Origin of the sequence: Microcoleus sp. Pol8_D6, assembly GCF_036700965.1 — a bacterium.
GTDB lineage: Bacteria > Cyanobacteriota > Cyanobacteriia > Cyanobacteriales > Microcoleaceae > Microcoleus.
In genome coordinates, this window is the sequence record NZ_JAUBPW010000100.1 from 1 (window position 1) to 17,345 (window position 17,345).

Genomic DNA, 17,345 nt, shown 5'->3' on the forward strand with positions numbered 1-17,345 from the left:
CTATCCTTTCTCTGCGCTGTGCTTATCTCAATGGTCAACTTTCCACTTGATGTATTTGCAAAACTGAGATGCACCCCTTATTTGAAAGTGTTATTTGAAGCTAAAAATACCACATATTCTAAAACAAGACCCGGAGATGTACTCAAGCCATTTTATTTGGAACAACTATTGACAAGGATTCAACTTCAGCCAGAACAACTGACTACTTTTCGCCACTTTATCAATTTTTGTAATATAGTTAAATCCAAATTACCAAATTAAATGCCAACAATTATACGACTTACGGAGAACCTCTATATTTAGGCTTCCATGTACACCACACCTTAGCGCTATAAGTAGCGCGTCAAACCACTTAGGCTTCTCTGTGCTCCGCGCGCCACCTACACTTTAGAACTGTACAATAAATAGTTGACTTCGTTCGCCAACCATTCGTTAAACAGATTGTGCAATATTTCTTGATACCGTTCAGGGGTTAATTCCGCCGGGAGAAACTTTTCAACCAAGAACAAGTGATATCCTAGCTCTGTTTCAATTGGACGAATCACTTCTCCGGGTGGGGCGCTAAATACGGCGACGGCTATGTCGGGTTTTAAACCCCACCGATAAACCTTGCCTTCGCAACCGCATATATGCCGACGATTTTCGTCAATATCGTAAAGATGAGCAGCATCAAAAAAGCTGATTTCTCCTTCTTGAATTTGATAAAATAGTTCCTGAGCAAGCTGGCGGTTGGCAACAATTATTTGATAAAGAATTATTTGGTCGAATTGCAGTTTGTTTTGAACAAAAATCTTTTCTACTTCTTTGCTAAACAAGTGTTCGGCTAGTTTTTGGCTGAGGAGCCGATCGCAAATCCCGGCTTCTAAATCTTCTACAGAAATCATCTGATCGACCAGCCAAGCAATCGTGTCCGCCGCTTTCTCCAAACGCTTCTCTCGGCGGAGTTGGTCGCCCACAGCTTGTATTTCGTCGGGAGTCACAGTTAACCCCCGTTCCTGGGCTGCTTTCTCAATAACTTTTTTCTGCAAAACCTTTTGACTAAATGTTTTTAATTGCATCTCTTGTCTGAGTAGTTCGATGATTTCACTTGCTTCAATCAAGGGTCCGTAAAAGTCCTTCATGTTTCTCTCTCAACCTATATAACTTTATTAACTTCATCTCCCGACGATTCCTGCGGGGTAGTTTGTGTTAACGGTTAACGCTTTGCTACACAATTTCATTTGGCAAACTAATAAAATTAGAATTGCTCAAAGTTGTTGCACCTGCTGCGTTAACTGTTCCCAAAACAAGAGCTAAAATTCGATCGCCATTATTTGAACTAAACTGGAGCAGAGTCGCGTCTGTCGTACCGTCACCATCCGTATCAAACGCGACGAGTGTCAAGTCTGTTACCGAAATTCCCCCTATCAGCCCAATTCGATCGCCTTGAGCAGGATTAAAATCAACGACTCGATCTGCTAACAATGGATTAGCTGCTGCACTAGCTGTTTCCGATCTAAATGCAAAGGTATCAGCGCCGCTACCTCCAATCAATGTATCGGTGCCGAAGTCGCCGCAAAGAAAATCGTCGCCGTTGCCGCCAATTAGCAAATCTTGACCTTTCCCTCCCCGCAAAGTGTCGTTTCCATCGCCTCCATCGATCGCATCATCACCTCTGTTAGCTTGGACAATATCGTCGCCGCTTCCTGCAAAAATTTGATCACTCCCGCTATCGCCAGTAATCACATCGCTGTCGTTGGTGCCCAGCCAATATCCGTCGCCGTTGCTGTCGATCGTACTCTCGTCGCCAGTACCCGTACTGTCTGGAGAGAAATTAGATGGACTTGAATTGCTAGAAGTGCCACCAGTCACGGGGGTGAACGTTGAACCGTCATTATTTGACGGTGTGGGTGTTGGCGCTGTGGGTGTTGGCGCTGTGGCGTTAGTAGTTGGGGGCGCCACTGTAGAAGCACTCGCTATCGCGCTGCCACTGCTAGATGTAGCCCCCACAGCGTAAGCAGTCTCACTACTTGTACTGCTTCCCATCGGGGAACTTGCTGTCGCGCTGCTGGTACTGCCTGCACCGCTGTTATCTACAAAGGCACTAGATGTGCTGGAACTACTGCTGCTGCCCGCACCAGGGTTATTCGCCACCGAATTCAAGGTGTTTAAACTATTGCTGTTTCCAACAATATTATTTAAGGGCTCAGGAGCTAATGAATCGAATGGAGGCATCGCGATTTATCTCCTTTTACTTGTATGTAAAGACGAAAATCACTTGCACGAGCGCCGACATTGCGAATCTCAATGAATGCCAATGTAGGATTTTAAAGAGTGTGAAACAATTGCTTTTGACTTCAGACTAAAGACTGAAATGTTTTTAATAAATGAACCTTGGTGCATCCAGAAAATAGGACAGGAAAAAATTGTTACCAATACCAATCTGGGCGATCGGTACTGATTGCCAATGGCATTTGATTTAGCCATCACCATCACTCTCAAAAGGCTTGTATAATTTTAAACAGCATCTTCCTTGCACTCGCCCCTACTCAAAAAGTATTAGGCCAGACTGCTAAAGATGAGCAAAAACCGTGTTTAATTGCTATTTACCTGAATATATCTGGACTAATTAGAGGTATGTTGCCAATTTGGCAGATTTGTTTGAAATTATCAGACTTACGCCTGTTTTCAATTTTTATACTCTTTGTATCCGGGCACGCGCTTGCTGGTGCTGAGCGCCGATCGACACACCGCTGCTCCCGTTCCTGAATTGTGATTAACAGAGCGGGGTTTGGCAGCAGTTTGAGGACTGTGGTTGAGCGGATGGGAGGGGACTTGGAACGGCAGTTGGAGGGGCTTGCATCAGCCGGGAAGGCGACGGATTTAGCCGATTTGAATACGATCGCGATCGAATGGATGCGGAGTCATGGCAGGTGCAGGGCGATCGCGATCGCCCTGCACCTGCCATGATGCGGAAGTAATTAGAATTGGCATTCAGCGAGTTGGGGCGATCGGCTCTTTCCTCGGCCAGAAACCCCTCGTACCCGTGACGCAGTGGTCAATCATTAAAAGCTAAAAAGAACTTAAGCCCTGACTACAAGCCCTGAAAGTTCGTGTGGCAAGTCCATCGCCTTTACAGTAACACTCTCAACAGCATAGTTTGCTCCTGCTCCTGATTTAATTTTTACCTTGACTTTATCAAAGCCCGCGTAGTAAACATCAACATCAGCTAGAGGATTAGTGCCAATCGCCCTAGCTGTTCATATACCCCTTGTTTTCGTAACTTTACCTTTGTTTCTAAAAATAATGTCTTTAGCAGTCAAAGTGTTTCCACTGTCCACTGATGAAAAAGCCTCCAATCGCAATGCAGAACCACCTAAAATCAAGTCGTTTTCTGAAACATTTTCGAGGTATAGCAATCCTAAATCATTCAGATAAATTTGTAGGGTAGTGCCCCCGTTCCTACCCCCTATCTATCGGGGCAACCACGGGGGGATTGCCCCTACAATAATTACGCAAATCATTTATGATTGCTATAGTACAAATCAGAGATTAACATAATAATGATACTCTTTTTTAAATTAATCAAAACTAACTTAGCGGACTACTAGGCTGGTATGGGAGTTTTTTGCTCGCAGAAAGTTGCGGTTTGATGTTCAGCTTGTTCTTGCATCACTTGATCCAAATTATAGTGAGCCTCTGCTAAATCTGGTTTCATAGAGAGGGACTGGCTATAGTAAGCGATCGCTGTTTTTAAATCGCCTACTTGTTTACATTTCGAGCCTAAATCATTGTTCATTGCCGCGTAATGAGCTTGTTTCTCTAAGGAGAGCTTTCCTTGAGCATGAAGTGCATTGGCTAAGTTAACCTCAGCTTCAACGCAATCAGGCTTTAGTTCTAGTGCTTTTTGATAGTAGGCGATCGCATCTTCCCATTTGCCTTCCTGCTGTAGAGCATAGCCAAGGTTATTGTATGCGGCGATCGCATCAGGCTGTAGAGCTAAGACTTGATGATAGGTTTCTATCGCCTCGGATAACCGATCTTGAGTTTGATATAAATTCCCCAAACCAAATAAAGCCTTGATAGAGTTTGGCTGCACCTGATACTATTTTTTTAAAGATGTGATAGAGATAAAGAATGTAAAATCCAAGACCATCCGGTGAGAAAACCAATGACACGATCGGTGAAAGATACCAAAACTTCCTGGACCTTTATGCGGAGTTCGTCAAGATTACTAAATACCGACCAAGCTAAAAAATCTTTCAGATATTCCCACACTCTTTCTGTCGGGTTTACTTCAGGACAAGCCGGAGGCTGAAATAGTAAAATAACATTGTCTGGTAATTCAGATGAGTCCAGCTTATGAGCGGGTGCGTTATCAACTTGAATGATGTGTAATTCATGAGGATATTGGATTGACAAAAGTTGTAAATATGCTTCAAAACAAACTTTGTCTAAATGCGAAAACTCCCAAAAAAAACTTTTTCCCGTAGCGCTCGATACTGCCCCATACAGCCAAAAACACTCAAATTTCCATTGATGCTTCCCGACGGGCTTTACGCCGGAAAGCGTCAGCTTGCGCCGAGGAATTGTATGCAGCCCTATCCGCGTTTCATCACTACACCAATAAGTGACTTTTTTATATTTGTTTACTTGAGGTAAAGCTTTGTTTAGTAAAGCTTTTATCTGTTGATGCAAGTTATTTTTGAATTCAGTAATTGCCGTAGATTTCTGAGAAATACTGCGAGGTCTGGGAATTCTTAATTTACTTTTTAATTCCCCTCTTACTAAAGAATAGACAGCCGAGTAACTACTGGCTATTCCTTTAATCAACCAGAGCCAAAGATGAACTTCTTTATAACTCTTAAATCCTTCAGGGTCTCTCAACTCTTGTTGCAAGGTCGCTGCTATTTCAACTGAGAACTTTTTTGGGCGACCGAAAACCTGCCTATTTTTTAACAAATTTTCCAGACCGCCCTTTCTATATTGGGAGAGCCAGCGATGAATCGTTGCCTCACTTTTACCTAAAACTGCGGATACTTCCCGCACAGTTTCAACTTGTTTTGACTGAAATAAATAAAGCATTTGAACTTTGTTATAAGCTAAGATTTTTTTTTGCTGTTTGAGGATTTTTCGTAAATTTTCTGCCGATTCGGTAATCTTTATATGAGGACGACCAGACATTGTAATTCTCGCCTTTACTTTTTACACAAGTCTATCACATCTTTAAAAAAATGGTATGAAGCAGGTTTTTCAGTAAATTTTCTGCCGTTTGGTAATCGCCTTTTTGCCTCTCAACACCCCCAGTCCATAGAGTGCTTCTGGGTGATTTGATTGAGCTTCCAGAATCTGATGGTATCCCTGTTCAGCTTTGGTGAGTCGGTTCGATCGATGATCCCGAACAGCGAGCTGAAGTGCTAAAGGAAGAAGATCTCTAACATCCTCTTGTTTATTCTGACCATTCTTGTCTTTGACTACGATATGCTGAATGTGCCGATCTTTAGCTCCTAAAGAATACTTATATTCCTCATTGCCCCTTAAAAAGTCGTACACTTTAAAGCCATTTTGAATCGCGTATCGAATTGCATCAGCATGGAGGATAAGCCCAGGTGGAGGATTTTTAAAGGTTTGATCGCGACCTGTAATCACAAATAGCATGGATTTTTGCTAAAAATCCACAAAGTTGGCGATCGCCCCTAAAGGTCTGTCTACTTTCCACATAACCGAAAGCTACAGGCAGTTATTGTTCAAAACAATGACGTAAAATCAGGCGATAGTAATCCATGATTAGCTCAAAGGTATCCCTTTTTGCTTTTTCCATCTGGACTCCCAGAACTTCAGTAGTATCTCAATATGAGATTCCAAATTGTCTGCGTTAATGTGGGTGATATAAAACTCATCAGATTTGTCAACTTTCCTTAAAAAGCGTCGGATTTTTTGACGAGTATTGACACCGACGTAGTTTTGTAGATATTGCTCCCAGTCATCTGGTAATGAAACATAAGGAGCAAGATAAATATCGGGTTCTTCTTCATTCACACTTTGAATGCGGAGTTGACTGAGTTCAAAACTATCTGCAGAAAAATTCCTCAACAATAGAGACATTCGTGTATCTGTTTCTAGAATACTTTTTACATTGAAACTAGACCATACTAACCTTTGCTGGATGTAAGCAGCAAAAGCAGGAATTACCTCTTCTTCATAACCAGGCAGGCAAATAAGTCCTGTGTAATCTGCTATGCTATTTCCTGCCATGCAGATGTCAGTTTCAAAGCCGCCTCCATCCTGGTGGGATAATAAACTTTTTAGAGTAAAAAAAGCAACATAGGATGAATCTTTGGTATCTGGTTTTGCAGCTAATATGAACCACGGCTCATGCACCATCTGCAACCATCTAGATAACCAAATCCAGGACAAGAAGAACTGAGCCTGATGATCTGCGGCGTATACAGAATCCCAATTTTATAGGGTTTTATTAAATGTTTCAAAATTATCAATTTTCTCAATCTGCATATGATTTTTCCCTCACCAATTATACTCCCCATATTTGTCGATTAAGACTATATCCTCTTAATCCTCCTGAGAGGATCTCTAACAAGTATCTTGTGCAACATCAAAATTGCAACATTGATCATCTTCCTATCGGGTGAGACTATTAACGCCCAAAAAATGAAATAGAAGTAGTGCGAATTGTAGATGAAGCACTTTGGTTTCCAGTCCTTGCATAGGCTGTGGCTGTTGCATTGGCTCTACTATACTCAAGACTACCCAAGTCTTTAACCGTTGTGTTGGTTAGAGTATTTGTATAAGTTTGATTACCAATGGCAAATCCACCTGCAACAGCGATCGCATATCCAGGCTCTGCTGTTGTTGTGGCGAATGTATCACCGTAAACATTGCCACCACCTACTATAACTGTGCTTTCCTTAATGGGTTCTAAATAACTTAAGTCAGAGATAATTAAGCAATATTTCATGGCAGTATCACGAAAACTTTTTAGCAGACAAAATTCATTATTAAATTGAATATCTATTACAGTAAATAGATGTTGATGAAGTGCTGCTAAAACTAGATGAAGAAGAACTACTAGAACTCGATTTGGCGTAACTGCTGGAGCTAGTAGCAGATGAAACCTTTACAGACACGCTTTGACTAATTTCACCTCGATCATCGCCAGATGCTTCGACTACGCTTTTCGCCTCAGCAATAACTTTACCATCGGGTGAGACTATGCGTTTGACAACAACTTTATAGTCAGTCATGAGTTTAACACCGATTTTTGTTGATTATAAAATTGGAAAAATCCTAAATTTGTAAGTCGTAGATGGTAATTGCCTACGGCTTCATTTGAAACAAGATTGGGTCAGTTAATTACTTGCCTAAAAGCAAATAAATCAACTACTTAAATCATCTAAGGAAGGCGGTCAGAATCAACCCAACTATGTAAGAAAACCTCAACTCTCTGTATTAAATTATTAGTAGGGCTTGAGCTCTGAAGCCCTACTATCAAATAGTTGAAATCGTTTCTGCCCACCTACTTATTCCAATTGCCAAGTGACTTGATGAATTGGAGTTATATGCTAGCTAGCAGCCGAAAATCCAGTGGAGGCAGAATACTTACCTTCTACAACAGTAGTAAAGATTTGGGTGGAGGTATTTTTCCCAAACGCTTCAGATTGAGCTGTTGCTAGATTGCCCTTAATGTCAACATATTGCGTGTAAATCTTGTCCACGTCAAAGCGTTCCTTAACATTGAGTTCGGCATAAATATCGGAGTCGAGGTTGCCGAAAAAGATACCACCAACAACAGCAGAAGTTTCAGCACTTTCCAAGTAGTTCAGATCGGAAATAATCATGGCTTTTATCCTTTTTGCTTGTGAGTTGTTTGCTAGAAGCAACCTTTGGTTGTTCTGTATTTAATATAGCTAGGCTAATCAGACCTGTGTTGCCATTTTGGCAGATTAATTTTGACAGGGACTGAAGACGAAAAAGGTAGGCTACTCAATCAACTGGATTAGGACGGGTATTGCCGAAACAGTGTGCTAACTGTATTGATATCGATCGCAAAGCAGTATAAATCCACAATAGCTAAAATCGGGTTTCTTAGTATAAAGTAATTAATTTGGCTAAAGTTGCCATTTTGGCAGATTTATCGAAAGCGCCGATGTTAGATACTCAAAAACCCGATCGCCTGCGGTGAGTCAACCAAAAAATTGGTACACCCAACGCCCGCAACCGGGTTGTCGATCGATCGACTAATTTACTTGCCCGCCCAATTAAACCAGTGCCTCTTAAATCGAGCAAAAAATTCTTGATTGTGAACATCAACCGTCGGCGCCAAGATATTTTGCCCTTCAGCATTGACTTCAGGTACAACACCTACAGTATCTGGATACAACTCGCTAAAAGCGGGAGTTACAGAACCCCCTCGAACTCCGGCTCGTTGTTCCCTCACCACCTCCAGATGATCTAAATCAGCAATTTTGCCCAATGCAGACTTAGTTTCCGATTTACTCGACTTGCTGATTTGACTGTTTTCCTTAAGCAAGCGGTTGGAAGTACGGTAAGGGATATAGTCGAGAGGGTTGTAACCCGTGCACCGCAAAAGTAAAAAACAAGCCCAAGAATACTTTCCTGCCAGGATGGCTGAAATTATCTCATCCAATTGTTCTGGTTTGATTCCAACTTGGGAATGATTGGCAGAATTGTGGAATTGGGAATTCATTATTTTATCCTGTTTTTTGTAAAGTGCAAATCTGTTAACTGTTGGCTGTTGGCTGTTGCCTGACTAATTTCTACAAACTCATGCCGCCTTTTTGTAGTTGCTTGAGAGGGTCAAGCAAAATGTCGGCTATGCTGCGCTGGCGGATGACAATTTCCGCAGTAGCTGTTTGGCCAGCTTTGAGTTTCCAGGTTTGATTGTTGGCTTTCACTGAGTCTCGATCGATACTCACTTCCACCCGGTAAACAACACCCAATCGCTCGTCTGTTTTGGCATCCGGCGAAATAGATAAAACTTTTCCCGGAATAACGCCGTAATTTTGATAGGGAAAAGCATCGAATTTGACTTGCACCGGCATTCCGGTTTTGACAAATCCCGCTTCTCGGTTCGGCAAATTCACTTCCAGCACCAGAGGAGCCTGATTCGGAGTCATTTCTGCAATAGTTTGACCCGGTTGAACTACTTCGCCAGTGTTGTGAATGTTGAGTGCGGAAATGACTCCGCTGACGGGTGCGTAGAGAAATCTTTGTTTGAGCTTATTTTTTGCTTGATCGAGCAGGGTTTGGGTTTCGGCAATTTTGGATTTGACTTGATTTAATTGCATTTCCAACTGCTGAATTTTTTGCTCTTTTTCTAACTGCGTTTGGCGCGCTGCGGCTTGTTTGCTGGCGGCTTCGGCTTGCAGTCGATCGACTTCTGCCAATTGTTGGGCTAATTCACCTTGGGTTCTAGAAATGGCGCTAGTTCGATCGCGCAAATTTTGCTCGACTTCAAACAACCTTTCCTTAACCCCAGTTGCATCAGACAGTTGACTCCTGATCGCAGCACTTTGCCTGTCGCGAACGGTTTGCTCGACTTCAAAGGCGCGATCGTCAGCCTGAGTTGTCTCCCCCAACTGGCTTCTAATCACCGCATTTTCGCTTTCTCGCAGAGCTTCCTCAGCTTGAAACAATACGTCTTTTGACAACGCTCCTTCATCTACCAAAGGTTTGAGACGCGCGATCCGCTCTTTGTGAGCCACCACTTTTGCTTGCAATTGCCCCAGCAATTCTTGAGTCTTGCGTTGCAATGGTTTCACCTGATCGCGCCGCCCTTGCTGCGAGTTAATATCTGTTTTCAGTTGCGAGAGCAAATCTTGCACATTCTTTTCCAGAGGTTTGAGCTGTTGCTTGCGCGCTTGCTGAGACACTAAATCTGCTTGCAATTGCTCGATTTGAGACTGCGTGGTGGCCGCTGAAGCGCGAGCACGGGCGATCGCAGCTTCAGCCCCCCGCTGGTCCGCAGCAGCAATAGCTTGGCTCGCTTCAACTTCCAGTCGAGTTCTCTCGATCGAACTCATCTCTTGCATCAATTGAATCCGATAAGCGTCCAGAATTTTCTCAAGACGCTCCACCTCGCTCTGGGCATTCGCCGGGTCTAATTCGGCCAATAATTGTCCAGCTTTGATTTTTTGACCTTCTTTGATAGCGAGGTTAATAATTTTTCCCGTATCCGTCGGGTGAATTTTGTAAACAGCACCTTTGGGAACTAATTTGCCCTGAGCATGACCAACCTCGTCAATTTTTCCCAAAGTTGCCCACGCTCCAAAAGCTACGGAAAAAACCATTCCTCCTAATATCAACCGCTGGGGAAAAGATACTGGTGGCTGGTCGAGTATCGAGTGCAAAGAAGTTGACCAATTCTTAGCATCAGGCTGCCGTAACTGTAATTTGGCAATATTGATACCCTCATGAGTTTGAGAAGAGCGATTTTGAGGTTCGACAACTTCTAAAGAGCGGTCTTTTTTTCTGGGTTCGTTTTCTTGCCTAGAAGCGACGCCCCCATAGACTTCACCTATTTCGTTAGGAGCGTGGCCTAATTCTTTCTCATCTTGTGAAAACATTTTATGTCCTCCAAATTAGTCTGTTGACTGTTGGCAGTTGGCAGTTGTTAGGAGCTATAAGTCAGGAGTTATAAGTCAGGAGTAAGTAAAAATTATCTTTAGTCTTGTGTAGGTTGCTAAAGACTAAAGACTAATGACTAATGACTAATGACTAATGACTAATGACTTAAATATCGAGTTGTTGCTGAGCGAGGTGATAGTAAAGTCCGCGTTCAGCCATCAATTCGTCGTGGTTGCCTTGTTCGGCTAAAATGCCTTTGTCTAGAACCAAAATTCGATCGGCATTACGCACCGTAGACAACCGGTGAGCGATAATAAACGCAGTGCGATCGCGACTAATGCGGGCGAGATTTTGCTGAAACCTGCGCTCAGACTCCGTATCCAGCGAAGAAGTTGCTTCATCCAAAACCAAAATTCGGGGATCACCCAAAAGAGCGCGGGCGATCGCAATTCGCTGCCGCTGGCCCCCAGACAAACTCGTTCCCCTTTCCCCCACAGGAGTTTGATAACCCAGCGGCATATCTTGAATAAAAGCATGAGCTTCTGCAAGCTTCGCCACTTCTATCGCCTCTTCCAAGCTTGCAGAAGCAGCATCATTTCCGTTTTTATACAGCGTAATATTTTCCAAAATCGTTCCCGAAAACAAGAAACAATCTTGAGGAACAACACCCAACTGAACTCGCAGCGACTGCAAAGAAATGTGGCGAATATCGTGGCCGTCAATTGTCAGCCGCCCCTTTTCTGGATAATAGAAACCTTGCAGCAACTTTACCAAAGTGCTCTTACCGGAACCGCTGCGACCGACAATTGCCACAGTTTCTCCAGCTTGCACCTCAAAGGAAATATTTTGCAGCGTATTGCGTTCCTCGTCCTGGGCATAACGGAAAGAAACATTGTCAAACTTGACGTTTCCCTGAATGCGAGGCAGCACCAGCATTGGCTTGTAAGGGCTTTCTTCAGGTTGGGCAGAGAATACATCATCCAAACGCTCGATCGAAACGAGCACTTCTTGAAACTCATCCCACAGTCCTACTACAGACAAGACAGGAGAAATCACGCTCCCAATCATCATATTAAAAGCCACAAATTGACCGATAGTCAACTCGTCTTGAATCACCAACATTGCCCCGTACCACAGCAAAGCCGTACTGCCCAAAGTATTAATCCCACCCCCAATCACCTGCAAAGAATTAGCCAACTTCTGCCCGCGAAATTTAGCATTAATCATGCAGGTTAATTGGTCTTCCCAGCGCCAGCGCATTTCTCGCTCAGCAGCAGTTGCCTTAACCGTCGCCACCCCAGTAATCATTTCCACCAAAGATGAATTTTGCTTGGCACTTTCGGTAAAAACCTCCCGCGACACTTTTCGCAGAAACGGAGTTGCCACTAAAGTCAAAATCACGATCGGTGGAATCAACGCCAGCACCAACAAAGCCAGACGCCAGTTATAGTAAACCATCAGTCCGATGTAAACTACAGCCATCAAAGCATCCAACCAAGCCGTAATAGCTTGGCGAGTCAAAAATGCCTGAATTTTTTGATTTTCCTGAACCCGCGTCAAGATATCGCCCACCTGACGAGATTCAAAAAACTTGATCGGCAAACTGAGAGTGTGACTGATAAAGCCGCTAATTAAAGTCAGGTCAATGCGGTTCGACAAATAATCCAGCAAATACTGTCTCGTTGCACCCAACAGCGTTCGCCAAACACTAAACAGCAGCAGTCCGAGCGCAAAAACGTGCAGAGTTACTATGCTTTTGCTGACAACCACTTGATCGAGAATTACTTGGGTAAATAGGGGAGTAACTAAACCAAATATTTGGAGCAACAAGGAGAGGAGCAGAATTTGGGCGATCGCAACGCGGTAGGGCCAGACTATGCCAACAAAATCTTTAATTTTAATGCCTTGATGTTCGGCACTGTGATTGCGGTATAGTTCCGCTGTCGGGTCTAAAATTAGGGCGTACCCAGTCCAATTTTCGGTAAAAGTTTTAATGCTCATCCACCGCTTGCCAGCAGCCGGATCAGCCACTAAAACCTGTTGATTTTTAAAGCGGTAAACTGCCACGTAGTGATTGCCTTGCCAGTGAGCAATCCAGGGATTTTGATTTCGCAGCGGAGTTAAAGAAGCTCGCACGGGACGGGTTTGAAATCCCATCCTTTCCGCTGCTTTTGCCAGACTCTTGAGCGACGCCCCGCTGCGGCCTATTTCTGCCAATTCGCGCAAGTAATTTAGGCTGAATTTTTTACCCCAATACTCGCTAATCATGGCTAAGCAAGTAGCTCCACAATCTGCTGCGCTCTGTTGTTGAATGAAGGGGTGTTTGCTGCTCAACCAGCTGCGCTGCTTGGGTTTGGGAAAGCTGATGATTCCGGTTGCGGGTTTTTGCTGAGCAACTGCGGTTAATTTTGATGGCTCGGTTTGTGAGGTTAATTTGGCATCTTGGGGCGCCGTTACTAAGCTTAAAATCGGAGGTTTACGGAGGATTTTAGGGCGGGAATTGCTTTCGGAACTAATTGTGGCTTTGGCGATTTCCCACTGTTCGCTGCTAAGCTGGTAAATTAGCAGGTCTGTTAGGGCGATCCAGTTGCTTTTTATGTCTGAATTTTCCCAGTTACTGCCGATAATTGGCGGTGCTTGACCTTGAATTTGACCGTTGCGGAGCCAAAAATGATTGTTGGAGTTTTGGCAAGGCCCAGCGAGGGAAACTCCGGCAGGAATTCGGCTTTCTTCTATGTAAGGAAGTAAGTGGGGCCAAAGAATCTGTTGTTGGTGGCGAGGGAGCGATCGCAAATCTGTTTGTGTCTTGAAAAATATTAACCGCTGTCGCTCTTGAAATTCTTGCTGCAAGTGCTGTTGCAGTTGCGGGAATTCCTCTAAAATAAGCTGCATTGTGGTGGCAGCAATTCGACCGATTTGGCAAGTGCCGGCCGCAATTGCCCTGTAAGGCAGTCCGCTGTCAAGAAATAGGTTATCTGTCCCAAATATTGCCCCGACTTCCAGTACCACCGCCGAAATTTCCTGCTGGTGAGACGCTTCTACCGCTAGCAGTCTGACTCTTCCCTCGCAAACTAAATAAAAATTGCGATCGCTCTGTTCTTTTTCAAGAAAATTGTTGCTATCTGATGTTTGATATTGAGTGATTTCATCTCCGAGCTGAAACTCGCAAAGTTCACACGCTGTATTTAATTTCGCCACTAATGTCGGTTCTGCACCGACTTCCTCGAAAATTTTCTGAATAGCCGGGAAATTTTCCAAGGCTTCTGGGGTTTTAAAAATCAGATTTTTAACCCCTAATTTTTTTTTCATAACTCACCCTGTCAAAAATTTGAAACAAATTTTTTGAATGACAACTAACCCGGTTATGAGCAATTTTTATTGGTTTAGTTGCAATTTAGTTGGCTTAAAAACTGTTGGTCGATATGTCCGACTAACACCCCTTAGTTACGGCATCCCTTCAACGCCTTTAGGATATATAAAATTGCGTTTTTTCAGGATTGTGTGGTGATTACGTAAGTGTGGTTTTGGCTGGCTCTAAGTTTAACTTACAGAATCGTGATTTGGGCTACCTTTAAGGGCAATCTTTACCAAATCTTTATAAACTTACCGTAATTATACGGAGATTTATGAAGATTATGTGAAGCTGGGGCAGGCAAATGTTGAGCCTGGTATACGTATATATACAGAGGAATTGACATTCAGGGTTCAAAAACCATCAATTTTTGACGATCGCTTCTGAAGTGCAGAGCCCGATCATTGTAAAGAAATATTGATGGCTATTAGTTTGTAGCAGCAATTCAAGCAATGAATTCACCATCTAATCTCGGTATGTAACGAATTAAAGTAAAGTGGAAAATTCTGCTGTGGATAACGGCTTTCCATTTGGGGGTGACTTCTGTAAGGGCCCAAACCCATCACTATCGATACCCATCACTATCCGTCTACACCCCGATTAAAAGTATCGGTTTTTCTGCTTAACGAATTTTGTGCGATCGCACTCAGTGTATTTGTTCTCCAAAAGCATGGAATAGTGTAGAATCCAACAACCAACTACTGCAAATGTCAGCGTCTAATCCGCCAAAATCTTCTGTGCGGCTGTCCCTGGAACAAGTTCTCAAACATTTTTTTGGCTATGACTCTTTGATCCCGCGGCAGCAGGAAATTGTCGAAGCTGCTTTACAAAAACGGGATAGGATTGTCATGCTGACGGGCAGTGGCAATTCTTTGTATTTTCAATAGTAGAGACTATTGATGGGAGGAAGGCTACTCTTCGGCACATCTTAGCCGTATCATCTGTTGTTTAGTTCACCCTACTTCATGCCCCTTCACCTGAGTTCGGCTCAATCAAGGCAACTGCTAGTAATTGACCAGCCTGCAGGTTACTCATTGCGACTTCCCAAATGCCTTTTGCACAATAGCTGTAAAAGTTAGGAACAGGCAGAAACAATGAAAGCTACTGGTAAGGTGTATACAATTGATTTGGCTGGAAATCAGTATCAAAGCCCTCGCTACTTGCAAAGTCGGGCCAGGATTAACTCCCTCATCGACCATTATATGTCATTGGAAGTTTTGAGCGATCGACTTTCCGATCTGCCCCAGCAATTTTCCGCCCCGCATCCCCGCCCTTGGGAACCCATAGATTGGCAAGGAATCAATCGCGACCAAATTATTGGTGTCAAGCCAGAAATATTTTTACAAATTTTGGCAAGTGCGGCAGAAATTGAAGCTCCCATCCGCAGCTACGGTAGAGAAAGTTGGTGCTATTTACAGCATATTTACCCGCAAATGGCGCGGTTTATGGGAGGAATTTTTGATAACAACGGCAACATCTTAGAGATAGGTGTCTGGGAAAAAGAAGAACGCCAACATTGCCCGACATTTAGGAAAATTTACCAGCAACTTACAGCAGAAAAACTGCAAGTAAAACCGAACTCTGTGAATGGCTGTCAATCCACAGGTGACGCTTGGCAAGATACCTACAAACACGTGATTAGTCGCCTGAGTACCGAGTGGGGAGCTACTTCTGTTTATTTATGGTTAATGGTACACTCAACAGGAGCGTTGCAACAGGCAATTTCCCAGCCTTTACAGGATGAGATCAATCATTTGGCTAAGTTTTGGGGTTTCAGCCGCTGGGCATTCTCCCAGAGTTACTTCAATCAACTAAAAGGCTCTACCAAAAACCTGATTGCTTTGCTGAAACACCATCAGATTGAACGCACGCACGGCAATGATGTGTTTAATACTTCACTCAGTCTCAAACAGCTTTCTTTGGTGTTGGAATTGACTTTTACATTCACGCGAGTGATGGTGCGGCTGCGGCGCTGGAACCGCGAACTCAGTCGCAGTTATCTCAGACATTTGTTTGGTACTGCACCGATGGTTGATGCACCGCGCAAGGTCGCTTAAATCTGAGATATTGCACGAGTTTCATGAACAGGCTTTTCGGCCTGTTCCACTCAGAGTTCAATTTTATTGTGGGGTAAGGTGCGCCCTAAGCACCCAGCTATGTTAAAGTGCTGACATATCTACTCGTTTTAATCTTGAAGAATACAGCGCATGAATCAAAGTTTAATGAATCTGTAACGATCGCACTTCAGAGACAATTGAAATTAAAAGGTACTATAAATCATGCAAATTACGATCGACCTTCCCGACAATCTCCCCCTGACTGAAGCCGATGTGCGGATAGAATTGGCGATCGTACTTGATCGGCTAATATTCTAAACTCTAAAGTTTTATGGTTTAGGTAGTGGTTCCCAATTGCAGATAGACTCTGGTTTGAGAGGGCAAGTTTTGGGCGCGATCGGATTTCCGCTGAGGAAGAGATTAGTCAGTTTAGTCAAGGATGCTAACGGTTTGATGTCATTGATTTGATTGTTGATGAGGACGAGCGAAGTCAGGTTAGTCAAAGATGCTAGCGGTTTGATGTCGCTGATTTGATTGTTGATGAGCCAGAGAAAAGTCAGGTTGGTCAAGGATGCTAGCGGTTTGATGTCGTTGATTTGATTTCCTTTGAGGTTCAGCGAAGTCAGGTTCGTCAAGGATGCTAGTGGTTTGATGTCGCTGATTGGATTGTTAATCAGGTAGAGCGAAGTCAGGTTCGTCAAGGATGTTAGGGGTTTGATGTCGCTGATTTGATTGTTGATGAGCCAGAGAAAAGTCAGGTTAGTCAATGATGCTAACGGTTTGATGTCGGTGATTTGATTGTTGATGAGCCAGAGATTAGTCAGTTTAGTCAAGGATGCTAACGGTTTGATGTCGCTGATTTGATTTCCTTCGAGGGTGAGCGCAGTCAGGTTAGTCAAGGATGCTAGCAGTTTGATGTCGCTGATTTGATTGCTGCTGAGGGTGAGCGCAGTCAGGTTAGTCAAGGATGCTAGCAGTTTGATGTCGCTGATTTGATTTCCTTCGAGCCAGAGCGAAGTCAGGTTCGTCAAGGATGCTAGCGGTTTGATGTCGCTGATTTTATTGCTGCTGATGCCGAGCGAAGTCAGTTTAGTCAAGGATTCTAGCGGTTTGATGTCGCTGATTTGATTTCCTTTGAGGTCAAGCGAAGTCAGTTTAGTCAAGGATTCTAGCGGTTTGATGTCGCTGATTTGATTTCCTTTGAGGTCAAGCGAAGTCAGTTTAGTCAAGGATTCTAGCGGTTTGATGTCGCTGATTTGATTTCCTTTGAGGTCAAGCGAAGTCAGTTTAGTCAAGGATTCTAGCGGTTTGATGTCGCTGATTTGATTTCCTTTGAGGTCAAGCGAAGTCAG

16 protein-coding genes and 1 pseudogene are annotated in these 17,345 nt (G+C 43.6%); 4 read left to right on the plus strand and 13 right to left on the minus strand.

Annotation, left to right across the window (positions count from 1 at the left end):
• A pseudogene (locus tag QUA10_RS26845) lies at nucleotides 1–261 on the plus strand (hypothetical protein); the annotation flags it as partial.
• Nucleotides 262–380: 119 nt separating this feature from the next.
• Here QUA10_RS26845 and QUA10_RS26850 read toward each other — a convergent pair.
• Complete coding sequence (locus QUA10_RS26850) at nucleotides 381–1,121, minus strand: peptidylprolyl isomerase (protein ID WP_333082308.1); 741 nt, start codon at nucleotides 1,119–1,121, stop codon at nucleotides 381–383.
• 85 nt (nucleotides 1,122–1,206) lie between these two features.
• Nucleotides 1,207–2,214: a hypothetical protein gene (locus tag QUA10_RS26855; RefSeq protein ID WP_333082309.1), complete on the minus strand. Its 1,008-nt coding sequence runs from the start codon at nucleotides 2,212–2,214 to the stop codon at nucleotides 1,207–1,209.
• A gap of 537 nt (nucleotides 2,215–2,751) precedes the next feature.
• Between QUA10_RS26855 and QUA10_RS26860 the strand changes: the two genes are divergently transcribed.
• Nucleotides 2,752–2,949: a hypothetical protein gene (locus QUA10_RS26860; RefSeq protein WP_333082310.1), complete on the plus strand. Its 198-nt coding sequence runs from the start codon at nucleotides 2,752–2,754 to the stop codon at nucleotides 2,947–2,949.
• A 637-nt stretch (nucleotides 2,950–3,586) separates the two neighbouring features.
• On the opposite strand, the gene QUA10_RS26865 is transcribed toward QUA10_RS26860, so the two are convergent.
• The 10 genes from QUA10_RS26865 to QUA10_RS26910 all read right to left on the minus strand — a co-directional run bounded on the left by QUA10_RS26865 (nucleotide 3,587) and on the right by QUA10_RS26910 (nucleotide 13,893).
• Nucleotides 3,587–4,078: a tetratricopeptide repeat protein gene (locus QUA10_RS26865; RefSeq protein WP_333082311.1), complete on the minus strand. Its 492-nt coding sequence runs from the start codon at nucleotides 4,076–4,078 to the stop codon at nucleotides 3,587–3,589.
• Nucleotides 4,079–4,092: 14 nt separating this feature from the next.
• On the minus strand, nucleotides 4,093–5,163 hold the full coding sequence (locus QUA10_RS26870) for an IS630 family transposase (protein WP_333082312.1): 1,071 nt from the start codon (nucleotides 5,161–5,163) through the stop codon (nucleotides 4,093–4,095).
• Nucleotides 5,164–5,232: 69 nt separating this feature from the next.
• Entirely contained in the window at nucleotides 5,233–5,637 is a 405-nt protein-coding gene (locus tag QUA10_RS26875) for a GNAT family N-acetyltransferase (RefSeq protein WP_333082313.1), read from the minus strand.
• 129 nt (nucleotides 5,638–5,766) lie between these two features.
• On the minus strand, nucleotides 5,767–6,363 hold the full coding sequence (locus QUA10_RS26880; RefSeq protein WP_333082314.1) for a hypothetical protein: 597 nt from the start codon (nucleotides 6,361–6,363) through the stop codon (nucleotides 5,767–5,769).
• 271 nt (nucleotides 6,364–6,634) lie between these two features.
• Nucleotides 6,635–6,955 carry a TonB-dependent receptor gene (locus QUA10_RS26885; RefSeq protein WP_333082315.1) on the minus strand — a complete coding sequence of 107 codons (321 nt, stop codon included), beginning with the start codon at nucleotides 6,953–6,955 and terminating at the stop codon, nucleotides 6,635–6,637.
• Nucleotides 6,956–6,995: 40 nt separating this feature from the next.
• Nucleotides 6,996–7,241, minus strand: coding sequence for a hypothetical protein (locus QUA10_RS26890; RefSeq protein ID WP_333082316.1), 246 nt, complete (start codon nucleotides 7,239–7,241; stop codon nucleotides 6,996–6,998).
• Between the two features lie 318 nt (nucleotides 7,242–7,559).
• Nucleotides 7,560–7,835, minus strand: a complete 276-nt coding sequence (locus tag QUA10_RS26895) for a hypothetical protein (protein ID WP_333082317.1) — start codon at nucleotides 7,833–7,835, stop codon at nucleotides 7,560–7,562.
• A 404-nt stretch (nucleotides 7,836–8,239) separates the two neighbouring features.
• Complete coding sequence (locus tag QUA10_RS26900) at nucleotides 8,240–8,704, minus strand: HetP family heterocyst commitment protein (protein WP_333082318.1); 465 nt, start codon at nucleotides 8,702–8,704, stop codon at nucleotides 8,240–8,242.
• 70 nt (nucleotides 8,705–8,774) lie between these two features.
• The gene (locus tag QUA10_RS26905) at nucleotides 8,775–10,583 is read right to left on the minus strand and encodes an HlyD family efflux transporter periplasmic adaptor subunit (RefSeq protein WP_333082319.1); all 1,809 of its coding nucleotides are present in this window, start codon (nucleotides 10,581–10,583) and stop codon (nucleotides 8,775–8,777) included.
• 166 nt (nucleotides 10,584–10,749) lie between these two features.
• A complete protein-coding gene (locus tag QUA10_RS26910; protein WP_333082320.1) occupies nucleotides 10,750–13,893 on the minus strand; it encodes a peptidase domain-containing ABC transporter in 3,144 nt (1,047 codons plus the stop codon).
• 750 nt (nucleotides 13,894–14,643) lie between these two features.
• Between QUA10_RS26910 and QUA10_RS26915 the strand changes: the two genes are divergently transcribed.
• Together QUA10_RS26915 and QUA10_RS26920 are read left to right on the plus strand one after the other, a co-directional pair.
• Nucleotides 14,644–14,823, plus strand: a complete 180-nt coding sequence (locus QUA10_RS26915; protein WP_333082321.1) for a hypothetical protein — start codon at nucleotides 14,644–14,646, stop codon at nucleotides 14,821–14,823.
• 207 nt (nucleotides 14,824–15,030) lie between these two features.
• The gene (locus tag QUA10_RS26920; protein ID WP_333082322.1) at nucleotides 15,031–15,993 is read left to right on the plus strand and encodes a hypothetical protein; all 963 of its coding nucleotides are present in this window, start codon (nucleotides 15,031–15,033) and stop codon (nucleotides 15,991–15,993) included.
• A gap of 329 nt (nucleotides 15,994–16,322) precedes the next feature.
• Here the strand turns inward: QUA10_RS26920 and QUA10_RS26925 are convergent.
• Nucleotides 16,323–17,345: leucine-rich repeat domain-containing protein (locus QUA10_RS26925; RefSeq protein ID WP_333086431.1), on the minus strand; the 1,023-nt coding region annotated here is incomplete at its 5' end.